This is a genomic window from Maritalea mediterranea (assembly GCF_021568695.1).
Classification (GTDB): domain Bacteria; phylum Pseudomonadota; class Alphaproteobacteria; order Rhizobiales; family Devosiaceae; genus Maritalea; species Maritalea mediterranea.
The window spans coordinates 736,762-758,942 of sequence record NZ_JAKGTI010000002.1 but is presented as its reverse complement, the minus strand read 5'-3'; the positions used below and the strand labels follow the sequence as shown (position 1 = coordinate 758,942).

The window sequence follows — 22,181 nt, the reverse complement described above, 5'->3', positions numbered from 1 at the left end:
TGTTGAACGGGCAGGATCAAGTTTACGATTGGCGTGTTAGCCCCAGCAGAGCTCTAAGCCTTCTTCAGATGTGATGGATGGCACACCTTCTACAGGGCTGTCTGTAACCAATGCAACGCCGGTGTTGAAGAAGTCCAAACCAGGAGAGGTTTCAGGCAGTGTTTTGTCTTTCGCATATTGTGCAATTGCTTCAATGCCCAAGCGCGCCATATCCAGCGGATACTGTTGCGCTGTTGCGCCGATCACGCCTTCTGCGACATTGGTTACACCAGGGCACCCACCGTCCACAGAAACGATCAGAACATCGTCTTCACGACCAATCGACTTCAGTGCTTCATAAGCGCCGGCAGCAGCAGGCTCATTGATGGTATAAACCACATTGATCATTGGATCGATTGCCAACAGGCTTTCCATGCCTGTCCGGCCACCTTCTTCTGCGCCATTGCTGACATCATGACCCACGATGCGCGGATCTTCCTCATCGCCCCAACGATTAGGGTCTCCAAGCTCAATGCCGAAGCCTTGAAGGAAGCCTTGGTTACGCAGAACGCCAACAGTTGGCTGGCTCTGGTTGATGTTTAGCAGACCAATTTTTGCGTCAGCAGCAGCGTCGCCAAGCTGACCTGCGGCCCACGCACCGATCAAGCGACCGGCTTCGAAATTGTCAGTCGCAAATGTTGCATCAGCAGCGTCTGCTGGTGATAGCGGCGTGTCGAGTGCGATGACCAAAAGGCCGGCGTCCCGAGCTTGTTGAACGGCAACTGTAATCGCAGATGTGTCGGATGCGGTAAGCAGGATGCCTGATGCGCCGCTTGCAATACAGGTTTCGATCGCAGCGACCTGGGTTTCATGATCGCCATCAAACTGGCCTGCAAACGCTTGAAGGTCGACACCGTTTGCCTCAGCGGCCGCAACGGCACCTTCGCGCATTTTTACAAAGAACGGGTTGGTATCCGTCTTGGTGATAAGGCAGGCGGAAGTGGAATGTCCGTCGGCAAAAGCAGCGCTGACGCTGGTCAGGGCTGTTGCGATGCCGACTAGTAGGGTTTTGGTCAATGAATGCATGGTCTCCTCCATTTTCATGCAGCCCACACGGGCAGAGTGGCACATTTATGACGGAATAAATCGTGCTCGTCAATAAATAACTCTCTGGAAGTTAGTTTTTTATTGTGGCATCTTGAAAAGCGATGAAGAATATTGAACTGATAGAGGGTGCAGAGGAGAATCACGCGAAATGCTGTTTGCCGAAAATGAAAAAACGAACGCCAATCGATTTTCCCAAGGGACCAATCAGTCAGAGATGCGCGCAAATAATGAGCGCCTCGTTTTGACATTGCTTCGGTATGAGCAAGGCCTCGCGAAAGCTGATATTGCAAGGAAAACCGGACTTTCGGCTCAGACTGTCGCTCGACTGATTTCCAAGTTGAGCGGTGAGGGACTCATCGAAAAAGGCAAACCGCAAAAAGGGCGAATAGGGCAACCATCAACGCCTTTATCTTTGGCGGCAAGCGGCGCTTATTTTTGGGGATTGAAGGTGGGGCGGCGGTCGGTTGAGTTGGCGCTGGTCGACTTTTTAGGCAACACGGTGCGGCATGAAAAAAAGATATATGACTATCCTGAATTTGATGTTGTGATCGATTTTGCCTGCGCGGCGGTTGAGAAAATTCTTGAAACGGAGGGCCCTGAGACCAAGGCGCATTTGAAAGGAATGGGGCTTGCTATGCCCGGCTTTTTATGGAGTTGGGCGCCCAAAATTGGTGTGTCGCCGGACCGGATGGTGAAATGGAAAACGGCCGATCTGCGCAAAGATTTGGCTGAGCGCTTGGGTATTCCGGTTTTTTCACAAAATGATGCGACCGCGGCATGCAGCGCGGAAATGGTTTTTGGAAAGCGGTTTGTTGCGCAAAATGCGCTCTATTTCTATGTCGGGTTCTTCATTGGGGGCGGGCTTGTTCTCAACGGCTCACTGTTCACTGGATCGTTCGGCAATGCTGCTGGGTTGGGGCCGTTGTTGGTGCCCACAGACGATGGTAACTTGAAGGACCTCCTTGATGTTGCGTCACTGGCAGCGCTGGAAAAACAACTCGATGTCAAAGGGTTTGAAGGTCGCGTGATCTGGGAGGATGCGGGTGTTTGGACTATTGACGCAGAAATATTAACCGCATGGCTTGAACAAGCTGCCAACGGAATTGCCCATGCAATTCATACTGCACAAGCCATCATCGATGCTGAAAGTGTGATAATTGACGGATGGTTGCCGACAAATGTACGGCATCAACTGATTGAGAAAACAAAAGACCTTCTGCACAAAAAAGATTTTACCGGGGTCAGTATTCCAGAAGTCCAGGAGGGCTCGGTTGGCACTGCTGCGCGCACACTGGGAGCTGCCAGTCTTCCATTAAAAGATCGATTTTTGATCGAATAGCGCGCGGTTTGCTCAGATTTGCTTGATGTCGATAAAGGGTCAATAGTTTTTAGAAAGCGTTTTCGGCCCAATGGCGCACAGCTCTTTACCGTTATAAAGGCGATATAAATCCGCCCACCGGCTTTCAAAGAGGTTTGGACGAGATGCCCATCCGGATCGCGAAAGCAACCCGTTGCCCGGAATGCATTGCGATTACATCACCGCGCCCACCTGCCAGGGCACAAATTCATGATCGCCCAGCCCCAGCACTTCGCTTTTGGTGCGCGTGCCTTCGGCAGTGGTGATGATCTGTTCAAAAATCTGCCGGCCTTTTTCTTCAATAGATACGCTCTGGCTGACAATATCGCCGCAATTGATGTCCATATCGTCGGGCATGGTCTCAAACAGCCGGTCATTGGTGGCCAGTTTCAGAGTGGGGGCCGGTTTGGAACCAAAGGCCGAGCCGCGGCCGGTGGTGAACACAATCATTTGCGTCCCGCCCGCAATCTGCCCGGTGGCGGAAACCGGGTCATAGCCCGGCGTATCCATAAACACCAGCCCCCGCCCTTTTGGCTTTTCGCCATAATGCACCACCTCATTCAGCGGCGTCGCCCCGGCTTTGGCGATGGCCCCCAACGATTTTTCCAAAATGGTGGTCAGCCCGCCCGCCTTGTTGCCGGGTGAGGGATTATTGTCGAGCGTGCCCTGATGCAGGCTGACATAGTGCTGCCACCACGCGATCCGCTCGAGCAGATCATCAGCCACCTGCTGGTTGGCCGCCCGTTGCAACAGCAATTGCTCGGCCCCGTAAATCTCTGGCGTTTCTGAAAGGATCACAGTGGCGCCATGAGCTACCAGTAGATCGCTGGCATAGCCCAGCGCCGGATTGGCGGTGATGCCCGAATAACCGTCAGAGCCGCCGCATTGAAGCCCGATGGTCAAATGTTCCAGCCCCGCAGGCGCGCGGCGCACCTTGTTCACCTCGGGCAACAGCGTGTGAATATGCGCCACAATCTGATCAATTGTGGCGCGCGTTCCGCCCGTTTCCTGAATGGTCAGGCCGAAAAACCGGTCATGTTTTGAGCCGCCAAATCGATGTTTCAGCTTGCCGATCTGCATCACCTCGCACCCCAGCCCGATAAAGGCCGCCGCCCCCACATTCGGGTGGGTGGCATAGCCCCAAAGCACGCGCTGCAAATTGTCCCAGCCCGGCCCGTCCGCCGCCATGCCACAGCCCAAACTGTGGGTGCAGGCCACAATCCCGTCCACATTCGGATACTCACCCAGAATGCCCGATTGCTGCACCTCCATCGCCGCCTGGCGAATGGTGGTGGCCGAGCAGTTCACCGTGGCGATCAGCGCGATCATATTGCGGGTACCCACCTGTCCATTCTCGCGCACATAGCCGTTAAACTGCCGTTGGTTCACTTTGGGGATTGCGGCCTGCGCGGCCTCAAGCCCGCCGCCAATATCGTAACTCGCCTTATGGTCGCCAAAGGCGCAATTATGGCTGTGCACATGTTCGCCCCTGGCAATGGGTTGCGACGCATAGCCAATCACCTGCCCCAGCTTTCTGATCGGTGCCCCTTCGGCAATCGCGTCACAGGCAATCTTGTGCCCTGCCGCCAATGGCGCAGCAAGCGGTGTGCCCTCGCCCAAAGGCTGTGCACCCTTGGCCACCGCTTCAATCAGCACCACCACATTGTCATCTTTGTGCAATTGCCGGGTTTGGGTCATCAGTTTCCTTTATAGCTCAGGCCAGCCATCACGCCGCGCAGTTCCGCCAGACCGCGCAACCGCCCGATCAGCGGATAGCCGGGATGGGCGTCACGGTTCGCATCAGTCAACAGCGCGTGCCCATGGTCAGGCCGGAATGGGATGATCGAATCCGCGTGTCCGGTGTCAGCACGGCGCTGCTCTTCGGTCAGCAAATTGGCCACCAGCGCCACCATGTCCACATCGCCGTTTAAATGCTCGGATTCCTGAAACGAACCATCCGGATCGCGCTTCACATTGCGTAAGTGGGCAAAATGAATGCGGTCTGCAAACTGTGCTGCAATGGCGGGTACGTCATTTTTCGGGTTCGCCCCCAGCGAGCCAGAACATAGCGTTACCCCGTTGGCCACGCTGTCATCCACCCCGGTGATGAAGGCCAGATCATCAGCATTCGACACAATGCGTGGCAGGCCAAACAGCGGCCGCGGCGGGTCATCCGGATGCACGCACATTTTGAGCCCCAGCTCATTGGCCGTGGGCAATATCTCACGCAAAAACTGCGCCAGCGAGGCGCGTAAATCATCTGCCGTAAAGCCGTGCCATTTGTCTAGCTCCGCCCGCAGTCCCTTGGCATCGTAACGCTGATAGGCGCCGGGCAGACCGGACATGATCGAATGGGTCAGCTGCGCCCGCGTATCTTCGGTCGAATCCGCCCACCAGGCTTTGGCGGTCGCCACAATCTCCGCGTTATAATCATCGCTTTCGCGGTCCATCATATAAAGATCAAACGCCGCGCATTCGGCCATTTCAAACCGCAGCGCCGTGCCGCCATTGGCTTCAGGCGCGTTCAGCGTGGTGCGGGTCCAGTCCAGCACCGGCATAAAATTATAGCAAATGGTGGTCACGCCCTCAGCGGCCAGATTGGCCATGGATTGACGATAGTTTTCAAACAGACGGCGGAGATCGCCCGTGCCAAATTTGATCTGCTCATGCACCGGCAGGCTTTCCACCACATCCCAGGTGAACCCAGCCCGCTCAATCTCGGCCTTGCGTGCGGCAATTTTCTCGCGCGGCCACACCTCTCCATAGGGAATTTCATGCAGCGCGGTTACAATACCTTCGGCCCCGGCCTGCTTGATTTCGCTCAGATCAATTTTGTCCAATGGCCCAAACCAGCGCCATGTCTGTCTCATACTGTACACTCCGCCACCATGTGCCGCGCCCCATGTTCCATCAGGCCGGCCAGCGCTTTTTGCACCGCCACCACAAAGCGCTCATTCTCGGCCAGCGCCGCATCAAAAACCTGCCGCTGTGCCAAAATCGCCTTCACCTTACCTTCGGCATCGTCCGCGCTGTTAAAGGCCGCCTTCAAGGGCGCCGCCAGCGGGTCACGCACATCGATTTCATTGCCTTGTTCGTCCACACCGCCCACAAAGCGCATCCAGGCTGCAACTGCCAGACATAAGCGGTGGGGCACCTTGTCCTCGCGCAAATTGTCGCTCACCGTACCCAGAATGCGTTGCGGCAATTTCTGACTGCCATCCATGGCAATCTGCCAGGTGCGATGTTGGATGCCGGTGTTTTGATAACGCTGCATCAGCGCCGCACAATAGGCCGACAAATCTTCGCCTTCAGGCGTGGGGATTGTGGGGGTGATCTCGTCCCGCCACATGGCATGTACCAACTGCGCAAAATCGGGGTCCGCCACCACCTCGCTAATGGTCTCGTACCCGGCCAGAAAGCCCAGATAAGCCATGCTCGAATGGGTGCCGTTCAGGCACCGCAATTTCATCAATTCATGGGCATCCACATTTTGCACCAACTGCGCGCCGGCATTTTCCCATTGCGGACGATCGCTCACAAAATTGTCCTCAATTACCCATTGGCGAAACGGCTCATGCACCACGGCGGCCAGATCCTTGTAGCCCTCACGCGCGGCCAATCGGTCAATATCCGCTGGCGTGGTCGCCGGGGTAATCCGGTCCACCATCGTGGACGGAAAAGTTCCGTTCGCCTTAATCCAATTTGCCAGTTTGCCATCAATCAGGGCGGCAAATTCCAATACCAGATTCTGCAATAACTGCCCATTGGACGGCAGATTGTCACAAGACAAGGCGGTGAAGGGTTCGTGTCCGTCTTTGCGGCGCAAATTCAGCGCTGAAACTATGAAGCCCAACGCTGTACGTGGACTGTCTAAATGCTTGAGATCATGCTGAATATCCAGATTGGATTGATCCAGAATTTTCGACGCAGAATCGTAGCAATAACCTTTTTCTGTGATCGTCAGTGAAACGATTTTGATCGCCGGGTCTGCCATCAGCGCCAAAATGCCTTCAGGGTCGTCTGGCGCCACTCTCACATCCACAATGGCATTGACCTGCTTGATGGTTTCCCGGTCTGGTCCGCGTTCAATAGCGCTATAGGCGCACCCTTGCGGTGCAAGCTGGTCTTTTGCGGTGGTGCTTTTGAGACTCACGGCAACAATGCCCCAGTCGTCCGAGATCGGATCAGTGACGTCATCTGTATAGATCGCGTTGAAAGCGCGGAAAAATGCACCTGGACCAAAGTGGACCATGCCTGCCTTGGGTTTGGGTGCTTGGCGCAGGAGTCTTTGATTAGCGGGCAAGCCACCCTCCATCTACGTTTAGCACGGTTCCATGCACATATTGTGCGGCGGGGGTGCACAAGAACGTTACGGCACCAGCGATATCTGCCGGGTCACCCCAGCGCCCGGCTGGTATGCGCTCCAAAATCTCAGTTGAACGCTTCGGATCATCGCGCAAGGCTTGGGTGTTGTTGGTGGCAATATAACCCGGTGCCACCGCGTTCACATTGATTCCTCGACCAGCCCATTCATTGGCAAAGATCTTGGTCAGCCCGACCACGCCATGTTTTGACGCAGTGTAGGAGGGCACTCGAATGCCGCCCTGATAGCTTAAGAGCGAAGCGATATTCACAATCCGCCCCGTCGCCTCTCTTGCCATCAGGCTCTTGGCAAAGTGCTGGGACAGTTTGAAAACTGCCTTCAAATTTACATCAATAACATCATCCCAATCCGCTTCGGAAAAATCCACGGAATCTTCCCGTCGGATAATGCCCGCATTATTAATTAAAATGTCGAGATCGCCGGCCTTTTCCAATGCGTTCACACCGTGAGTGCCGTCGGCCAGATCCATCTTCAAGGCTTTGGCGTTGCCTCCCTCCGCGATAATGCGCTCTACCGTCTCCTCGCAGGACGAGCGCCCGGCAGCCACAACATGGGCGCCTGCTTCTGCCAATCCAAGCGCAATGGCCTGGCCTATGCCGGTGTTGGCGCCGGTCACCAGCGCCCGTTGTCCTTCCAGGCTGAACACACTCATTTCAGGGCCTCCATAGGCACCATGTCCATGTCAGTGAAATCAACATTATCGCCGGCCATTGCCCAACAGAAGGTATAGGCTCCGGTGCCTGCACCACTATGGATTGACCAAGGCGGCGAGATGATTGCTTCCTCGTTGGCCACCACAATATGGCGGGTTTCCTCTGGCTTGCCCATAAAATGGAACACGCGTTGTTCTTCTGACAGATCAAAATAGAGATAGGCTTCCATGCGCCGATCATGATGGTGTGCGGGCATGGTGTTCCACACAGAACCCGGTGCAAACTGTGTATAGCCCATCAGCAACTGACAGCTTTCGCACACTTCAGGGTGTAAAAACTGGATGATCACGCGCTCATTGGCGGTTTCCGCATCGCCAAGCTCAACCCGGCGTGCATCTTCAATCTTGATCAGCTTGGTGGGGTAGGCGTGGTGTGCGGGGGCGCTCAAAATATAATAGCGACCGGGCGCGCTAAAGGTCACGGGGCCAGCGCCACGGCCAATATAAAGCACTTCACCAGCGCCAATATCATAGCTTTCGCCGCCAACTGAAATTGTGCCCGGCTCGCCAATATTCAATACGCCCATTTCCCGGCGCTCCAAAATATTGTCGGTGCCTGTTTCGGCCACATGATCAAGCTCGATGTCCTCGTCTTTTGGCACAGCCGAACCGAGGATCAAACGGTCATAGTGGGTATAAACCAGCTTGAGTTCGCCTGGCACAAACAAGCCATCCACGTGAAAATTGTCGCGCAGGGCTTGGGTGTCGAAGGATTTTGCCGATTGCGGATCAATGGCATAGCGGGTTTCAACTTGAGACATAGTAACTCCTTTAAAGAAAATCGTCGCGGCGGGGGGTAAAGCTGTCGATCAACTCACCTGCTTCCAGACACACACAGCCATGTGTGGCGTTTGATGGAATGATAAAGCTGTCACCCGGCCCCACTTCAAATTCCTGCGAATCCAACGTGAATCTGAATTTGCCGCTGCTGACATAGGTAGATTGAACATGTGGGTGACTGTGCAAGGCACCTTCGGCCCCCGGCTCAAACCGGAACCGCGCAATCATCAAGTCAGGATGTTCACACAAAACCTGTCGGGTCACACCGTCAGCAGCGGAGATTATTGGAAAGTTTTTTAGCATGTTATCCTCAACCGAACATGGAAGGCAGCCACAAGGAGACTGCGGGCACATAGGTAACCAGCATCAAGACGGCAATTGCAGCGAGATAGAATGGCCAAATGGTTTTGATCACTTGCGAGATCCGTACCTTGCCCACCGCACAGCCGACAAACAGCACCGCGCCCACCGGCGGCGTACACAGACCGATCCCCAGATTGAGGATCAAAATGATCCCGAATTGCACCGGATCAATGCCATAGGCCATGGCCACGGGCAAAAAGATCGGGGTGGTGATCACGATCAACGGCGACATGTCCATAAAGGTACCGAGCATCAGCAACATGATGTTGAGCATCAATAGGATAACCAGCGGGTTGTCAGAGATACCTTTCATCCAGATCACCAATTCTGCGGGCACTTTTAAGTAGGCCAACAACCAGCCAAAGGCGGCGGCGGAACCGATCACAAGCAGCACCATGGACGATGTGCGGACAGCTGACATTGTGGCGGCCACGAACTCGTTCCAAGGCAGCGAACGATACACCAAAATAGTGACCACAATGGCATAAATCACTGCAATGCCTGAGCTTTCTGAAGCGGTGAATACGCCAGAGCGGACGCCGCCAAAAATGATTGCAATCAGAATTAGTCCAGGCAAAGCACTGAACAGCAACCCCACAACCGCGCGCGCGCCGGGGAAGGGTTCAGTCGAATAGCCGCGTTTTTTTGCCACGAACCAGGCCACAATCATCAAGGCCAGTGCCAGCAGCAGACCAGGAACAATCCCGGCGGTAAAAAGGTCCGCAATAGAAATGCGTCCGCCAGCGGAGATGGAATAAATGATGAGGTTATGGGACGGGGGGAGCATCAGGGCAATAATGGAGGAGACGACAGTGATGTTGACCGCATAGTCGCGACCATAGCCACGTTTTTCCATCTGCGGGATCATCAGGCCGCCGATTGCGGAGGCATCAGCCGCTGCTGAGCCGGAAATGCCGCCAAATAACACCGAAGCGGTGATGTTGACTTGGCCCAGACCACCGCGCAAGTGCCCCACTGCTGCGCCGGCCAATGCCACCAGTCTGCGGGCAATATCCCCGCGTACCATGAGCTCACCGGCGTAAATGAAAAACGGAATGGCCAGCAATGCAAATACGGAGATGCCCGAGTTCAGCCGCTGAAAAACAACAACGGGCGGCAAGCCGATGTAAGCAACAGTGGCAAAACTTGCCGCGCCAAGGCAAAGCGCAACGGGTGCCCCGATCAACAAAAGTCCTGTGAAGGTGCCAAAAAGAACAATGAGTTCCATATCTAATCCTCGATCGCGTCTTCGCCAAACCTGGCGGTAGGCAAGCCGACCGCTCGCCGCAACAAACGCTCAACGGAAAATAAAATCATCAGAACACCGCCAAAGATTAGAGAAAAGAAGCTGGTGGCGCCCGTGATGCCGAGATTGGGAATTGTGGTGGACCAGGTTGTGTCGGCCAGCTGCCAGCCGTATGCGATCATGCCCGTGCCGAAAGCGATCACCACAAAATCTGAAATATAGTGACACACGCGCACCACCCGTTGGGGCAGGACATAAAGCAATACGTCAAAACTCAGATGATTGCCCTCACGTATCCCTACGGCGGCACCAAGAAAAATCACCCATCCCATCAACAGTATGGAGGACGTTTCAGTCCAGGTTGGGGTATCATTTAGGACGAAACGCCCCCACACTTGCATGCCGATAAACGCCGTCATGGCAACCAATCCGGCACCGGCCATCCACAAAACAAGGCGGGAAAACGCGGCCAAAACACGCGAGAGTGTCAACACAAATTCGACCATCGTTAAATCCAATCTGAAAATGTGGGCCGGGCAGGCCGGCCCACATCTCATTGCTATTCGACTGCTCTGATTTGCTGAACCAGATCTTTCAGCTTGTCGGATGTGACATGCTTTTCGTAGACAGGATCCATTGCTTCGATGAACGGTGTCTTGTCGATATCTTCAACAATCTGAACGCCAGCCTCACGCACTTTGGCTTCTGAAGCTTTTTCACGGGCTTCCCAAAGCTCGCGCATAACGGGCACAGAGTCTTTCGCTGCTTCACGGATTAAATTCTGGTCTTCAGCAGAAAGACTGTCCCAGGACTTTTTGCTCATCACCAACACTTCGGGCACGATCAGGTGCTGGTCGAGTGTGTAGTGACCGGCCACCTCATAGTGACCTGACGATTCAAAAGAGGGCCAGTTGTTTTCGGCACCGTCGATCACGCCTGTTTGGATAGAAGAGTAAACTTCACCATAGGGCAATGGTGTGGCGTTGCCGCCCAACGCGCTTACCATGTCCACAAATACGTCGGACTGCATCACGCGGAATTTCAATCCTTCGATGTCTTCAATCGACGTGATTGGCTTTTTGCTGTTGTAAAAGCTACGTGAGCCGCCGTCATAGTAGGCTAGGCCGACTAGACCATGATTGCTGAATTCACCCAGAATCGCATCGCCGATTTCGCCATCCACGACCTTGTGCATGTGATCAGTACCGCGGAAAATGTAGGGCAGCGAAAAGACCTTGGTTTCTTCAATGATGTTATTGAATGGCCCAAGACTTACGCGGTTCAGATCGATCACGCCCAACTGGGTCTGTTCGATGGTGTCTTTTTCTTCACCCAACTGCGCAGAGTGGAACACATCCACGCAAATGCGACCGTCTGAGCGCTCCTTTAACAACTCGCCCATATGCTGAACCGCTGCAACTGTGGGGTAACCTTCGGGGTGAGTGTCGGAAGATTTCAGCGTGATTTCACACGCGGACGCCACGCTGGCAAAAGACACAGTTGCTAGCAAAGCAACCATACTCGATTTCAGATGTTTCATATTTTCCTCCCAAGAATTTGAAACTAAATGGTTGGTCAAAGCTGGTAAGCTTTTTTGACCAGCCCATACGTCAGATCATAAGCGACCTGATACGCCTCATTTTCACGCAACCGGCCAGTGGCGACCAGTTGCGCGAGATAGGAACAGTCGGACCGTCGCGCCACATCATGTCGCGCAGGAATGGAGCAGAAAGCTCGCGTGTCATCATTGAATCCGACCGTGTTGTAAAATCCGCAAGTTTCGGTTGTCGCCTCACGGAAGCGCTTGATGCCTTCGTAGCTATCAAAGAACCACCAAGGCGGCCCCAGATAGAGAGCTGGATACGCGCCAGCCAAGGGCGCTAATTCTCTTGCGTAAGTGGTTTCATCCAGCGTGAAGACAATGATTTTTAACTCCGGCTCAAAGCCGACGACATTAAGCAACGGCTGCAAGGCGGATACAAAATCAGTGCGGCCGGGAATATCAAAACCCTTATCCCGTCCATAGGTGGCCAGCACGCCCCTATGGTGGTTGCGCCGTGAGCCCGCGTGTAATTGCAAGGTCAATCCGTCATCCAGGCTCATGCGCGCCATCTCGGTGATCATCTGTCCCCGGAACAAGTCCGCTTCCTCCGGGGTGAAGGTGCCACTGGTCACTTTTAAAAACAGTGTTTCTGCGTCAGCAGTGGCTAAATCGGCCGTGCGCGCAGTGGCGTGGCCATGGTCGCTCGCCGTTGCTCCAAAGGCCTTAAACTCAGCGCGGCGAACGCGGTGAGCCTGCAAGTAGCCCTGCCAACTTGTGGTGTCTTCACCGGTGATTTCGCCAAATTGCTTTACATTGGTGGCAAAGTTTTCAAAGTCAGGATCGACAACTGCATCAGGGCGATAGGTGGTCACCACACGCCCTTGCCAACCGCTGTTGGCAATCTGTTTGTGCCATTGCAGATCGTCTAGGGCTGACTCAGTTGTGGCCAAAACTTCAATATTAAAGCGTTCGAACAAAGCTCTGGGCAAGAAATCTGGCGTGCCTAGCTTTTGGTCGATATGGTCATAATAATGATCAGCGGTCTCTGCGGATAGGGGCACATCCAGGCCGAAAACGTGCTGAAAAGAATGCTCGAGCCACATCGATGTGGGTGTGCCGCGGAACAGATGGAAGTTTTCTGCCAATATCCGCCAGATGGCTCGGGGATCATTGGCATTTGTCTTGCCATCGGTGCGCGGCACCCCAAGGGAATCCATCGATATGCCCTGGCTGACCAGCATGCGAAACGCATAGTGATCAGGCACAACAAAAAGTTCAGCTGGGTTGGGGAAGCGTTCGTTTTTGGCGAACCAAGACGGGTCGCAATGGCCATGAGGACTGACAATAGGCAAATCACAAACCGTCTCGTAAAGACTGCGTGCCATGTCCCGCACATAGGGCTCGACCGGAAAAAGCCTATCGGAGTTCAAAATTGCCATTATACGTCGCCTGCCTCCTCGATTAATAGACTAATATGCTAGAATACTAGTTGAGTCAAATCGAAAAAGCAGATAGAAGAATATTAAAGGGATTTTTAGGAGCTAGATGATGGGGACCAAACTTGCCTCATTCGCTGCGCGGCCACTGCAAACGGCTACGGATCAGGTATTTGATACGCTTTATCAGGCGATCATCTCATTAGAGTTGCCGCCGGGCACAAAAATGTCGGAGGCGGAAATTGCTGGTCGGCTAGATGTGTCACGCCAACCGGTGCGCGATGCCTTCTACCGTTTGTCCAAAATCGGGCTTTTGGAAGTGCGTCCGCAACGGGCAACATTGGTCACAAAAATCTCTGAAACCGCGGTACTCAATGCAGCCTTTGTCCGCATTGCGCTAGAAGTGGAATGTTTGCGCGCGGCATTTGAACAAGATGGAGAACGACTGATAGTGCAGTTGCGCGACAATATTGCCGCCCAGCAGCATGCGCTTGACTCGACCGACCCAGCCGCTTTTCACGCCTTAGACGAAGAGTTTCACCGTCTCATCTGCGAACATGCGGGTCATGAGCATGTTTGGGGGCTAATTCAAGATCATAAAGCGCACCTTGATCGGGTGCGGTATCTTACCCTATCACAAGCTCACCGAGCACGGGTAAGAGGGGAGCATAACGAAATACTGTCCGCGCTTGAAGCTGACAACTTTCCCCTCGCTGAGCTGAATTTGCGTCGTCACCTTACGGGCATTAAGCCGCATTTGGAGTCCCTGCGTGTCAAACATGCAGGCTACTTTGAGGAGCGGCCATAGGCGTGGCAGATAAGTCGTCCACGCGTTGTGGTTTCTAGCCTTTTCGCATTCAACTATTCCCTCCATCGAACATTTCTCTATCAGTTCCGTCGTCGCGCCGAATAGTCTTGAGCTGAACCATCAAATAGTTTGAAGGCATCGGTTTTTTTGTGCGCAGATTGGCTTGGAGAGCGCCCGACTGGAGCTGAATGAGATCATTTTATTGATTGGAAAATTGACGGCATCGAAATCTAAATAGAGTTGTACTTTCATCGTAAAGTGCTGATTTTGATAATAAAAATTGGTTGGACAAATTTTTTGAAAATCCTGTTGACTCTTTTTTGAACTGGCCCTACCGTTTTGCGACAACATAGTTTGGCAACGAAGCCCCACCATTGATCGTACTTTAAGCTGCGCTCAATGGTGGGGCTTTTTTATTTTGGGGAGGAACGATGTCAAAGCAGATTCCGATTGGGCTTTTGTTTTCGGTGACCGGCACCGACAAGAACATCGGCATTGATGCTTTGGATGGCGCGATGATGGCGCTTGAAGACGTGAATGCTGACCCCAATTTTGACTTCGAATTTGTGCCCCATGTCCGCGATCCGGGCGATAGTCTTTCGCTGTTTCGTCGATATGCTGAAGAGTTGCTGACCGAGCAAGGCTGTCGAAACATCATTGGCACCGTGACCTCATCCTCGCGCAAAGAGGTGATCCCGGTGGTGGAAAAGCATGATGCGTTGCTGTGGTATTGCTGCCCCTATGAAGGGTTTGAGAGCTGCGAAAATGTGATCTATATCGGCTCCACCCCCAGCCTGCACATGGTGCCTTTGTTTGAATATGTGGTGCCGCGTTTTGGGGCGAATGCCTATATCGCCGGGTCCAACTATATCTGGGGTTGGGAAACGGGCAGGGTGGCGCGTGAGCTGCTGACTGCCTGCAAAGGGCAGGTGCATGGCGAGCGCTACATCCCCATCGGATCAGAAGATATTGGCCGTCTCATTGATGAAATCGAGCAGAAGCGCCCGGATTTTGTGCTGAACAATCTGATTGGCAATTCCAGCTATGCCTTTTTCGATGCCTACCGGAAATTGGGGGAACGCGATCCCTATTTTCTTTCGGAAAACTGCCCGATTGTGAGTTGTAATATCACCGAAGCCGAGATCGACTCCATTGGTGTTGAGCAGTTGATCGGGCATTTCACAACCGCTGTCTATTTTGAGACCCAGCCGAACCCGGAAAACCAGACTATGTTGGATGCGGTGCATAAACGCTATGGGCAGGCACGCCGCGGGTCCACCTATATGGTCTCCAATTACACGGCGATCAAAATGCTGGCGGCGGCGATCAGGGATACGGGCAGCGATGGCGTGGAACCTGTTCGCTCTAATCTGCATGCACGCAAATTTGATACTGCGTTGGGACCGCTAAAAATTGATCAATGGACCAACCATGCAGCCCTTCGCCCCGGGGTTGGCAAGTTTGATGGTCTCGGCTTTGAGATCGTTGCAGCCGCTGACGACTTGGTGGAAGCCGACCCCTATTTTGTGCATTTCGAAGCAAAGGAATTTGCGCGCAAAATTGCGGCTCATCAAAAGTCCACCCCACATTTGAGGGTGGTCAAATGAGCAGTTTCAACACCCCCAACTTTAGAGGCTGGCGCGCGGTGATTGTGCATCGCCACAGCGAAAACATGGATCGGCTGGTGCGCCAGCTTGCGCGGTTGGGTATTGAGGCCGAGTTGGTGTGGCCTTCGCTTGACGGCGTTGAAAGCGCCGACATTGTGTTTTTCGATGGGGACAATGCCTATGACGGCGTGTTCCCCTGGCCAGAAGGTCATGCACCGGTGCCGATGATCGCCTTGATGGGGTCGGAGGCTCCCGGGCGGCTTGAATGGGCATTGCGTCAGGGCGTTTCAGCACATCTACTTAAGCCGATCGGGTCGGGCGGTGTGTTCTCCACGCTGGTGTTTGCGGTGGCCAATTTCAACCAGCAACAGCAAATGGCAGCAGAGATTGCTGAAATGAAGAGCAAAGCCCGGTTGCGCCCGGTGGTGGTGCGTACGGTCATCTCGATCATGCAGCAATATGGGGTGGATGAAGATGCTGCCTATAAGCTGATCCGCGACGAGGCGATGAAACGGCGGCAAAGCATCGAAGCCCTATGTGAATCGGGTTTTTTTGACCCCGGAAATGGCCATCACTCGCCGCCCAAAAACAAAAGAAAACACACAGGTTCAAGGTAATTTATGTCGGTCCTGCGCCAGATTTTAGCCAGACCTTTAGCGGTCTTTGGCCTCCTCATCGTGCTCATAACAGTGATTTTTGCACTGTTTGCGCCTTGGCTCACCCCTTATAAGCCGGATGCGCAAATGTTTGATGGGCTCACCATTGAGGGCGCGCCTTTGCCGCCAAGCGCCAAGTTTTGGCTGGGGACAGACTTGCTGGGGCGCGATCTGTTTTCGCGTCTGGTCTATGGCGCGCAAACCTCACTGATCATCGGCATTGTGGCCAATGGTGCGGCGGTGACCATCGGTGCATTTGTTGGCATTACGGCCGGATTTTTCCGCGGGTGGATCGGGGCGATTTTGATGCGCTTCACCGATTTGATGATGGCGTTTCCCGCCTTGCTGCTGGCGATTGTGCTGGCCGCGATCTTCAAACCGAGCCTTTGGATTGTGGCGCTGGTGATCGCAATGGTGAACTGGGTGCAGGTGGCGCGGGTAATCTATTCGCAAGCGGTTTCACTGTCGGAGCGTGATTTCATCACCGCCGAGCGCAGCCTGGGGGCCGGGTCGTGGCGTATTCTTTATCATCACATTCTGCCGCATATGGTGCCGACCTTGCTGGTCTGGTCCACCTTAGGCATTGCCACAACGGTGCTGCTGGAGGCGACGCTCAGCTATCTCGGCGTGGGCGTTCAACCGCCGATTCCGAGCTGGGGCAATATTATTTTCGAAAATCAAACCTATTTCACCTCGGCGCCTTGGTTGGTGTTTGTGCCCGGCGCGGCGATCGTGATGCTGGCCCTTGGATTTAATCTGGTCGGTGACGCCTTGCGCGACATTCTCGACCCCACATTGAAGGGGAAGAACTAAGATGTACGCTTATGTCATTCGTCGTCTGGTTGAAGCCGCACTGATCCTTTTAGGCGTTAGCTTTATCACCTTCATTCTGCTTTATCTGGTGCCTGCCGATCCGGCGCGGCAAATTGCAGGCCGGAGTGCGACCGCGCAAACCGTCGAAAATATCCGCGAACAATTGGGCCTCAATCTGCCGTTCTACGAGCAATATTGGCGCTATCTGGTCAATCTGTTGCAGGGCGATTTTGGCCGCTCCTATTTGCAGAAATCTGAAGTGAGCGAACTGATTGCGGCACGTTTGCCGGCCAGCTTGCTGTTGATGGTTGCTGCCATCTGCACCGAATTGGTGATGGGCGTGATGATCGGCGTTATCGCCGCCATCAAACGTGATACGCCGCTGGATAAGGGCTTGATGGTCTTTTCCTTTGTTGGCGTGTCTGCGCCGCAATTCGTCGTGGGTATTTTGCTGCTCTATGTGTTTGCCGTGCAACTGCAATGGTTCCCGATTGGGGGCTACGGCACTTTTGCGCATATTGTGTTGCCCGCACTGACCTTGGGTGTGCTGGGCACCGGCTGGTATTCGCGGATGATGCGCTCATCGCTGATTGATGTGATGACGCAGGATTATATCCGCACCGCCCGCGCCAAAGGCATGCCGCGTTATCGCGTGATTTTCCGCCACGCACTTCCCAATGCATTTTTGCCCATCATTGCCATGATCGGCATCGATATCGGCTTTTTCATGAGCGGCATTGTGGTGGTGGAATCTGTCTTTGGCTGGCCGGGCATTGGTCAACTCGCGTGGCAAGCCATTCAACGAGTCGACATTCCAATCATCATGGGCGTCACGCTCGTTTCAGCCTGCGCCATTGTTTTGGGCAATTTGGTCGCTGACCTGATTGCACCCTTTGTCGACCCAAGAATCAAACTGAAATAGAGAATTAAACTGAAATAACCAAAAAACTTCCAAGAGGAGGGAGGAACCTAAAATGAAACTGAAAAACAAACTATTAGCAGGTGTCGCCGCAACGGCGATGACCCTTGGTGCAGGCACAGCCCTGGCCGACAATATGGGCGGCAATATCATTGTCACCTATAAGGATGACGTGTCCACTTTGGACCCGGCCATCGGTTATGACTGGCAGAACTGGTCGATGATCAAAAGCCTTTTTGATGGCTTGATGGATTATGAGCCGGGCACAACCGAACTGGTGCCGGACTTGGCTGAAAGCTACACCATTTCAGACGATGGCTTGGTTTATACCTTTAAGCTGAAGCCGGGCGTGAAGTTCCATAATGGCCGCGAACTGGTGGCCTCTGATGTGAAATACACACTGGATCGTGTGGTCAATCCTGAAACCCAAAGCCCGGGCGCCGGATTCTTCGGTGCGATTGATGGCTTTGATGCCGCTTCAGCAGGCGAGGCTGACGGCTTGTCTGGCGTGAATGTGCTGGATGATCAGACGGTGGAAATCACCCTGTCTCGTCCGGACGCGACGTTTTTGCACGTGATGGCGTTGAACTTTGCCCATGTGGTGCCGAAAGAAGTTGTTGAAGAGCATGGTCAAGATTTCGGCAAGCATCCAGTGGGCACAGGTGCCTATGAGATGACTGATTGGACCTTGGGTCAGCACGTAATTTTCTCGCGCTTTGATGATTATCACCACGAGGGATTGCCAAAGCTTGACCAGATCACCTTTGAGGTTGGCCAGGAGCCTATTGTGGCGTTGTTGCGCTTGGAGCGTGGTGAAATCGACATCGCTGGCGATGGCATTCCGCCCGCAAAGTTCCTGGAAGTGACCAACAATCCTGAATTTGACGGGTCGATTGTTGAAGGTTCGCAGTTGCATACGGGCTATATCACCCTCAACACGCAAATGGCGCCATTTGACAATCTAAAGGTGCGTCAGGCTGTGAATATGGCGATCAATAAGGACCGTATTGTGCGGATCATCAATGGTCGTGCAGTACCTGCCAACCAGCCCTTGCCGCCTTTGATGCCGGGTTATGATGAGAGCTATGAAGGCTTTAAGTTTGATCCTGATGCGGCCAAGGCTTTGTTGGCTGAAGCGGGCTTTGCTGATGGATTTACCACAGAGCTTTATGTGGCCAACACCGATCCGCAGCCGCGGATTGCTCAAGCCATCCAGCAGGATTTGTCCAACATTGGCATCAAGGCCGAGATCAAGTCGCTTGCCCAAGCCAACGTGATTGCCGCGGGTGGCGAGAAAGACCAAGCGCCGATAATCTGGTCTGGCGGTATGGCATGGATTGCTGACTTCCCGGATCCCTCCAACTTCTATGGCCCGATTTTGGGTTGTGGCGGCGCTGTGCCGGGCGGCTGGAACTGGGCTTGGTACTGTAATCCTGAGCTGGACGAGCGCGCGACCGCCGCTGATGCTATGGCCGACCCATCACAAGCGGAAGCACGGATAGAAGAGTGGAAGAAAATCTTCACTGAAATCCAAAATGAAGCGCCTTGGGTGCCTGTGTTCAACGAGCAGCGTTTCACCATTCGCTCCAAGCGTTTGGCTGGGCCTGAAGGTATCTTCGTCGATCCCGTGCACATTCCGGTTCATTATGACCATGTCTATATTTCTGAAGGAAACTAAGGACAAATATTATGTGTAATGCGCCGGATTATACAATCCACCGGCATCACCATCACTTTGGCTGGGACAATTCAATTGTCCCAGTTCAAACTGTTGCGCCGGGCACAACGCTTGAATTTGAGTGTATTGATTCATCTGGCGGGCAAATTACGCCAGAAAGCACGACGGCCGATATTGCCAAGCTCGATTTCGCCAAAATCAATCCGGTATCTGGCCCGATCTATATTGATGGGGCGGAGCCGGGCGATGCGGTGAAGGTCAAGATTGAAGGTTTCGGTCCGTCTGGCTTCGGTTGGACAGCCAATATCCCAGGCTTTGGGTTGTTGGCGGACCAGTTTGAAGAACCATCTTTGCAGCTTTGGCATTATGACAAAGACAAATTGGGTACCTCTGCCTATGGCCCGGGTGGCCGTGTACCGCTTAAGCCTTTTGCGGGCACCATTGGGTTGGCGCCCGCTGCACCGGGTGAACATTCGGTTGTGCCACCACGTCGGATGGGGGGCAACCTCGATATCCGTGATCTGGCGGCGGGAACCGAGCTTTATTTGCCGGTGGAAGTTGCTGGGGCGTTGTTCTCTATGGGCGATACCCATGCGGCCCAAGGTGATGGCGAAGTGTGTGGGACGGCGATTGAAAGCCGCATGAACGCCATTGTCACTCTCGACCTAGTGAAGGGGGCGAACCTCAATATGCCGCGCTTCACCACACCGGGCCCCGTGACCAATCATTTGGATCAAAAGGGATATGAAGTGACCACCGGCATCGGCGACAGCCTGATGCAAGGCGCACGTGATGCGCTATCGGGCATGATCGATTTGTTGTGCGCACAGCATAATATGAATGCGGTTGATGCTTACATGCTGTGTTCGGTTTGCGGCGATTTGCGGATTTCCGAAATTGTCGATCAGCCTAACTGGGTCGTCTCGTTTTATTTCCCTCGAGTCGTATTTGAATAGGATGGTCCCCTTATGGGGCCATCTAAAATTTGGGCAAGTTTATGCAACAGAAATCGCAACCAATTTTGGATGTTCAAAATGTCTCCATTTCGGTGAAAACCGATGGGGGCCTGAAACAGGTGGTCAATCAATTCACCTATCACGTTAATGCCGGGGAAACCTTGTGCATTGCGGGTGAATCTGGTTCCGGCAAGTCCATTACCTCCCTTGCGACAATGGGGCTCTTGCCCAAATCTTCAGCTATTGTGACGGCTGGTAAAGCTATTTTGGATGGCGAAGATTTGCTGCAAATGCCGGAAAAGCGGCTGGAGCATGTGCGCGGCAATGATATTGCCATGATTTTCCAAGAGCCGATGACCTCGCTAAATCCGGTGATGACCATTGGTGCTCAATTGCGTGAAGTGTTGCGGTTTCATAAAGATATGGACGGCCGTGCTGCCGATGCGCGCGCCTTGGAGATGCTGGAAGCTGTGCGCATGTCGGAGGCGAAGAAGCGGCTGGAGCAATATCCGCATGAGCTTTCTGGCGGTATGCGCCAGCGGGTGATGATCGCCATGTCGCTTTTGTGCAGCCCAAAAGTGTTGATTGCGGACGAGCCAACCACGGCGCTGGATGTGACCATTCAGGCGCAAATGCTGTCCTTGATGAAAGAGCTGCAGCGTGAATTTAACACGGGCCTGATATTGATCACGCACGATATGGGCGTGGTGGCGGAAATGGCTGACCGTGTGTTGGTGGTTAATCGCGGTGAAATGGTGGAAGAAGGTGATGTAAACACCATCTTCTCTGCTCCGAAACAGCCCTATACCCAAGACTTGCTGGCAGATTTACCGAAATTGGGGTCCATGCAGGGCACTGTAAAAGAACTGGCTGTGCCCGAAGCTGATCGCCAATTGGCGAAAGAGCGCCCCTTGCTGAAGGTCAAGGATTTGACCGTGCGGTTTGACATTATTGGCGGCGTGTTGCGGCGACCGGTTAAACGCGTGCACGCTGTTGAGAAGGTGTCGTTCGATTTGCGGGCAGGGGAAACTTTGTCGCTGGTGGGCGAAAGCGGCTGCGGCAAATCCACAACGGGACGCGCCTTGCTCAATCTGGTCGATTGGAAGGGGGAGATTGAGTTGGAGGGGGAAAGCACCCGCAAATTGTTCAAGCAAGACCCGATGGCCGCGCGGCGGCAAATTCAAATGATTTTCCAGGACCCTTATGCGTCCCTTAACCCACGCATGAGCGTCGGCGATTTGGTGGGTGAACCCCTCGTCATCCACCAAATCGGCACATCGGCTGAGCGCAAAGAGCGTGTGGCCGATTTGTTTAAGCGCGTGGGGTTGTCGCCAGATCAGATGGATCGCTACCCACATGAATTTTCAGGTGGTCAGCGGCAACGCATTTGCATTGCGCGAGCACTGGCGTTGAATCCAAAAATCATCGTTGCGGATGAAAGCGTTTCTGCATTGGACGTGACGGTACAGGCGCAGGTTTTAGATCTGCTGCAGGAGCTTCAGGAAGAAATGGGCCTTTCCTATATCTTTATTTCGCATGATATGGCAGTGGTGGAGCAGGTCTGCCATCGGGTCGCTGTGATGTATATGGGGCAGATTGTCGAAATCGGATCACGCGAAGCCGTGTTTGAAAATCCCGCTCATGATTATACCCGGGCCCTCTTGGAAGCTGTGCCCATCCCGGATCCGACGATTAAGCGGGAGAGGATTTTGATGAGCGGTGGTGAAATTCCAAGCCCAGTTCACAGATTAGATTATCAGCCAATATATGCTGATCTGAAAGAGGTCAGCGCCGGTCACCTTGTTGCGGTTTGAGGGGTAATATTGTTCGAAATTTT

Annotated in this window: 20 protein-coding genes; 9 read left to right on the top strand and 11 right to left on the bottom strand. The window is 53.7% G+C overall.

All coding sequences use genetic code 11. The features are described from left to right. Nucleotides 1-36: 36 nt before the first annotated feature. Nucleotides 37-1,065, bottom strand: coding sequence for a substrate-binding domain-containing protein (locus L1I42_RS12715; protein WP_439651497.1), 1,029 nt, complete (start codon nt 1,063-1,065; stop codon nt 37-39). 169 nt (nt 1,066-1,234) lie between these two features. Between L1I42_RS12715 and L1I42_RS12710 the strand changes: the two genes are divergently transcribed. Continuing rightward, a complete protein-coding gene (locus L1I42_RS12710) occupies nt 1,235-2,425 on the top strand; it encodes an ROK family transcriptional regulator (protein ID WP_236115002.1) in 1,191 nt (396 codons plus the stop codon). A gap of 192 nt (nt 2,426-2,617) precedes the next feature. Here the strand turns inward: L1I42_RS12710 and L1I42_RS12705 are convergent, their stop codons facing one another. Genes L1I42_RS12705 through uxaC form a run of 10 tightly spaced genes read right to left on the bottom strand, consistent with a single transcriptional unit; the run spans nt 2,618 to nt 12,910 of the window. Continuing rightward, complete coding sequence (locus tag L1I42_RS12705) at nt 2,618-4,141, bottom strand: UxaA family hydrolase (protein ID WP_236115000.1); 1,524 nt, start codon at nt 4,139-4,141, stop codon at nt 2,618-2,620. Next, a complete protein-coding gene (gene uxuA, locus L1I42_RS12700) occupies nt 4,141-5,313 on the bottom strand; it encodes a mannonate dehydratase (RefSeq protein ID WP_236114998.1) in 1,173 nt (390 codons plus the stop codon). Before uxuA ends, L1I42_RS12705 begins: the two co-directional genes overlap by 1 nt. Further along, on the bottom strand, nt 5,310-6,746 hold the full coding sequence (locus L1I42_RS12695; protein WP_236114996.1) for a mannitol dehydrogenase family protein: 1,437 nt from the start codon (nt 6,744-6,746) through the stop codon (nt 5,310-5,312). The genes uxuA and L1I42_RS12695 overlap by 4 nt, the downstream gene beginning before the upstream one ends. Beyond that, nucleotides 6,736-7,479, bottom strand: coding sequence for a 2-dehydro-3-deoxy-D-gluconate 5-dehydrogenase KduD (gene kduD, locus L1I42_RS12690; RefSeq protein ID WP_236114994.1), 744 nt, complete (start codon nt 7,477-7,479; stop codon nt 6,736-6,738). The genes L1I42_RS12695 and kduD overlap by 11 nt, the downstream gene beginning before the upstream one ends. Further along, nucleotides 7,476-8,300 carry a 5-dehydro-4-deoxy-D-glucuronate isomerase gene (gene kduI, locus L1I42_RS12685; RefSeq protein ID WP_236114992.1) on the bottom strand — a complete coding sequence of 275 codons (825 nt, stop codon included), beginning with the start codon at nt 8,298-8,300 and terminating at the stop codon, nt 7,476-7,478. The genes kduD and kduI overlap by 4 nt, the downstream gene beginning before the upstream one ends. A gap of 10 nt (nt 8,301-8,310) precedes the next feature. Next, nucleotides 8,311-8,622 carry a cupin domain-containing protein gene (locus tag L1I42_RS12680; protein ID WP_236114990.1) on the bottom strand — a complete coding sequence of 104 codons (312 nt, stop codon included), beginning with the start codon at nt 8,620-8,622 and terminating at the stop codon, nt 8,311-8,313. A gap of 7 nt (nt 8,623-8,629) precedes the next feature. Beyond that, a complete protein-coding gene (locus L1I42_RS12675) occupies nt 8,630-9,910 on the bottom strand; it encodes a TRAP transporter large permease (RefSeq protein ID WP_236114988.1) in 1,281 nt (426 codons plus the stop codon). A 2-nt stretch (nt 9,911-9,912) separates the two neighbouring features. Then, nucleotides 9,913-10,434, bottom strand: coding sequence for a TRAP transporter small permease (locus tag L1I42_RS12670; RefSeq protein WP_236114987.1), 522 nt, complete (start codon nt 10,432-10,434; stop codon nt 9,913-9,915). A 53-nt stretch (nt 10,435-10,487) separates the two neighbouring features. Beyond that, the gene (locus L1I42_RS12665) at nt 10,488-11,468 is read right to left on the bottom strand and encodes a TRAP transporter substrate-binding protein (protein ID WP_236114985.1); all 981 of its coding nucleotides are present in this window, start codon (nt 11,466-11,468) and stop codon (nt 10,488-10,490) included. Nucleotides 11,469-11,503: 35 nt separating this feature from the next. After that, the gene (uxaC, locus tag L1I42_RS12660) at nt 11,504-12,910 is read right to left on the bottom strand and encodes a glucuronate isomerase (RefSeq protein WP_236114983.1); all 1,407 of its coding nucleotides are present in this window, start codon (nt 12,908-12,910) and stop codon (nt 11,504-11,506) included. Between the two features lie 109 nt (nt 12,911-13,019). Here uxaC and L1I42_RS12655 point away from each other — a divergent pair, with 109 nt between their 5' ends. The 8 genes from L1I42_RS12655 (at nt 13,020) to L1I42_RS12620 (ending at nt 22,158) form a co-directional block, all read left to right on the top strand. After that, a complete protein-coding gene (locus L1I42_RS12655; RefSeq protein ID WP_236114982.1) occupies nt 13,020-13,715 on the top strand; it encodes a GntR family transcriptional regulator in 696 nt (231 codons plus the stop codon). A 431-nt stretch (nt 13,716-14,146) separates the two neighbouring features. Then, complete coding sequence (locus L1I42_RS12650) at nt 14,147-15,322, top strand: transporter substrate-binding protein (protein ID WP_236114980.1); 1,176 nt, start codon at nt 14,147-14,149, stop codon at nt 15,320-15,322. Next, on the top strand, nt 15,319-15,939 hold the full coding sequence (locus L1I42_RS12645; protein WP_236114979.1) for an ANTAR domain-containing response regulator: 621 nt from the start codon (nt 15,319-15,321) through the stop codon (nt 15,937-15,939). The genes L1I42_RS12650 and L1I42_RS12645 overlap by 4 nt, the downstream gene beginning before the upstream one ends. Nucleotides 15,940-15,942: 3 nt before the next feature. Continuing rightward, entirely contained in the window at nt 15,943-16,791 is an 849-nt protein-coding gene (locus L1I42_RS12640) for an ABC transporter permease (protein WP_236114977.1), read from the top strand. A 1-nt stretch (nt 16,792) separates the two neighbouring features. Further along, a complete protein-coding gene (locus L1I42_RS12635) occupies nt 16,793-17,713 on the top strand; it encodes an ABC transporter permease (protein ID WP_236114975.1) in 921 nt (306 codons plus the stop codon). Between the two features lie 58 nt (nt 17,714-17,771). Next, nucleotides 17,772-19,388, top strand: a complete 1,617-nt coding sequence (locus L1I42_RS12630) for an ABC transporter substrate-binding protein (RefSeq protein WP_236115069.1) — start codon at nt 17,772-17,774, stop codon at nt 19,386-19,388. 11 nt (nt 19,389-19,399) lie between these two features. Further along, on the top strand, nt 19,400-20,344 hold the full coding sequence (locus L1I42_RS12625; RefSeq protein ID WP_236114974.1) for an acetamidase/formamidase family protein: 945 nt from the start codon (nt 19,400-19,402) through the stop codon (nt 20,342-20,344). A gap of 41 nt (nt 20,345-20,385) precedes the next feature. Then, nucleotides 20,386-22,158, top strand: coding sequence for an ABC transporter ATP-binding protein (locus L1I42_RS12620; RefSeq protein WP_236114972.1), 1,773 nt, complete (start codon nt 20,386-20,388; stop codon nt 22,156-22,158). Nucleotides 22,159-22,181 lie beyond the last annotated feature (23 nt).

Bases quoted from the DNA above. Each gene is read 5' to 3' on its own strand.
- uxaC (WP_236114983.1), bottom strand. From the start codon at position 12,910: ATGGCAATTTTGAACTCCGATAGGCTTTTTCCGGTCGAGCCCTATGTG.
- L1I42_RS12655 (WP_236114982.1), top strand. From the start codon at position 13,020: ATGGGGACCAAACTTGCCTCATTCGCTGCGCGGCCACTGCAAACGGCT.
- L1I42_RS12710 (WP_236115002.1), top strand. From the start codon at position 1,235: ATGCTGTTTGCCGAAAATGAAAAAACGAACGCCAATCGATTTTCCCAA.
- L1I42_RS12665 (WP_236114985.1), bottom strand. From the start codon at position 11,468: ATGAAACATCTGAAATCGAGTATGGTTGCTTTGCTAGCAACTGTGTCT.
- L1I42_RS12625 (WP_236114974.1), top strand. From the start codon at position 19,400: ATGTGTAATGCGCCGGATTATACAATCCACCGGCATCACCATCACTTT.
- L1I42_RS12650 (WP_236114980.1), top strand. From the start codon at position 14,147: ATGTCAAAGCAGATTCCGATTGGGCTTTTGTTTTCGGTGACCGGCACC.
- L1I42_RS12670 (WP_236114987.1), bottom strand. From the start codon at position 10,434: ATGGTCGAATTTGTGTTGACACTCTCGCGTGTTTTGGCCGCGTTTTCC.
- L1I42_RS12620 (WP_236114972.1), top strand. From the start codon at position 20,386: ATGCAACAGAAATCGCAACCAATTTTGGATGTTCAAAATGTCTCCATT.
- L1I42_RS12635 (WP_236114975.1), top strand. From the start codon at position 16,793: ATGTACGCTTATGTCATTCGTCGTCTGGTTGAAGCCGCACTGATCCTT.
- L1I42_RS12640 (WP_236114977.1), top strand. From the start codon at position 15,943: ATGTCGGTCCTGCGCCAGATTTTAGCCAGACCTTTAGCGGTCTTTGGC.
- L1I42_RS12680 (WP_236114990.1), bottom strand. From the start codon at position 8,622: ATGCTAAAAAACTTTCCAATAATCTCCGCTGCTGACGGTGTGACCCGA.
- L1I42_RS12675 (WP_236114988.1), bottom strand. From the start codon at position 9,910: ATGGAACTCATTGTTCTTTTTGGCACCTTCACAGGACTTTTGTTGATC.
- kduI (WP_236114992.1), bottom strand. From the start codon at position 8,300: ATGTCTCAAGTTGAAACCCGCTATGCCATTGATCCGCAATCGGCAAAA.
- L1I42_RS12645 (WP_236114979.1), top strand. From the start codon at position 15,319: ATGAGCAGTTTCAACACCCCCAACTTTAGAGGCTGGCGCGCGGTGATT.
- uxuA (WP_236114998.1), bottom strand. From the start codon at position 5,313: ATGAGACAGACATGGCGCTGGTTTGGGCCATTGGACAAAATTGATCTG.
- L1I42_RS12705 (WP_236115000.1), bottom strand. From the start codon at position 4,141: ATGACCCAAACCCGGCAATTGCACAAAGATGACAATGTGGTGGTGCTG.
- L1I42_RS12715 (WP_439651497.1), bottom strand. From the start codon at position 1,065: ATGCATTCATTGACCAAAACCCTACTAGTCGGCATCGCAACAGCCCTG.
- kduD (WP_236114994.1), bottom strand. From the start codon at position 7,479: ATGAGTGTGTTCAGCCTGGAAGGACAACGGGCGCTGGTGACCGGCGCC.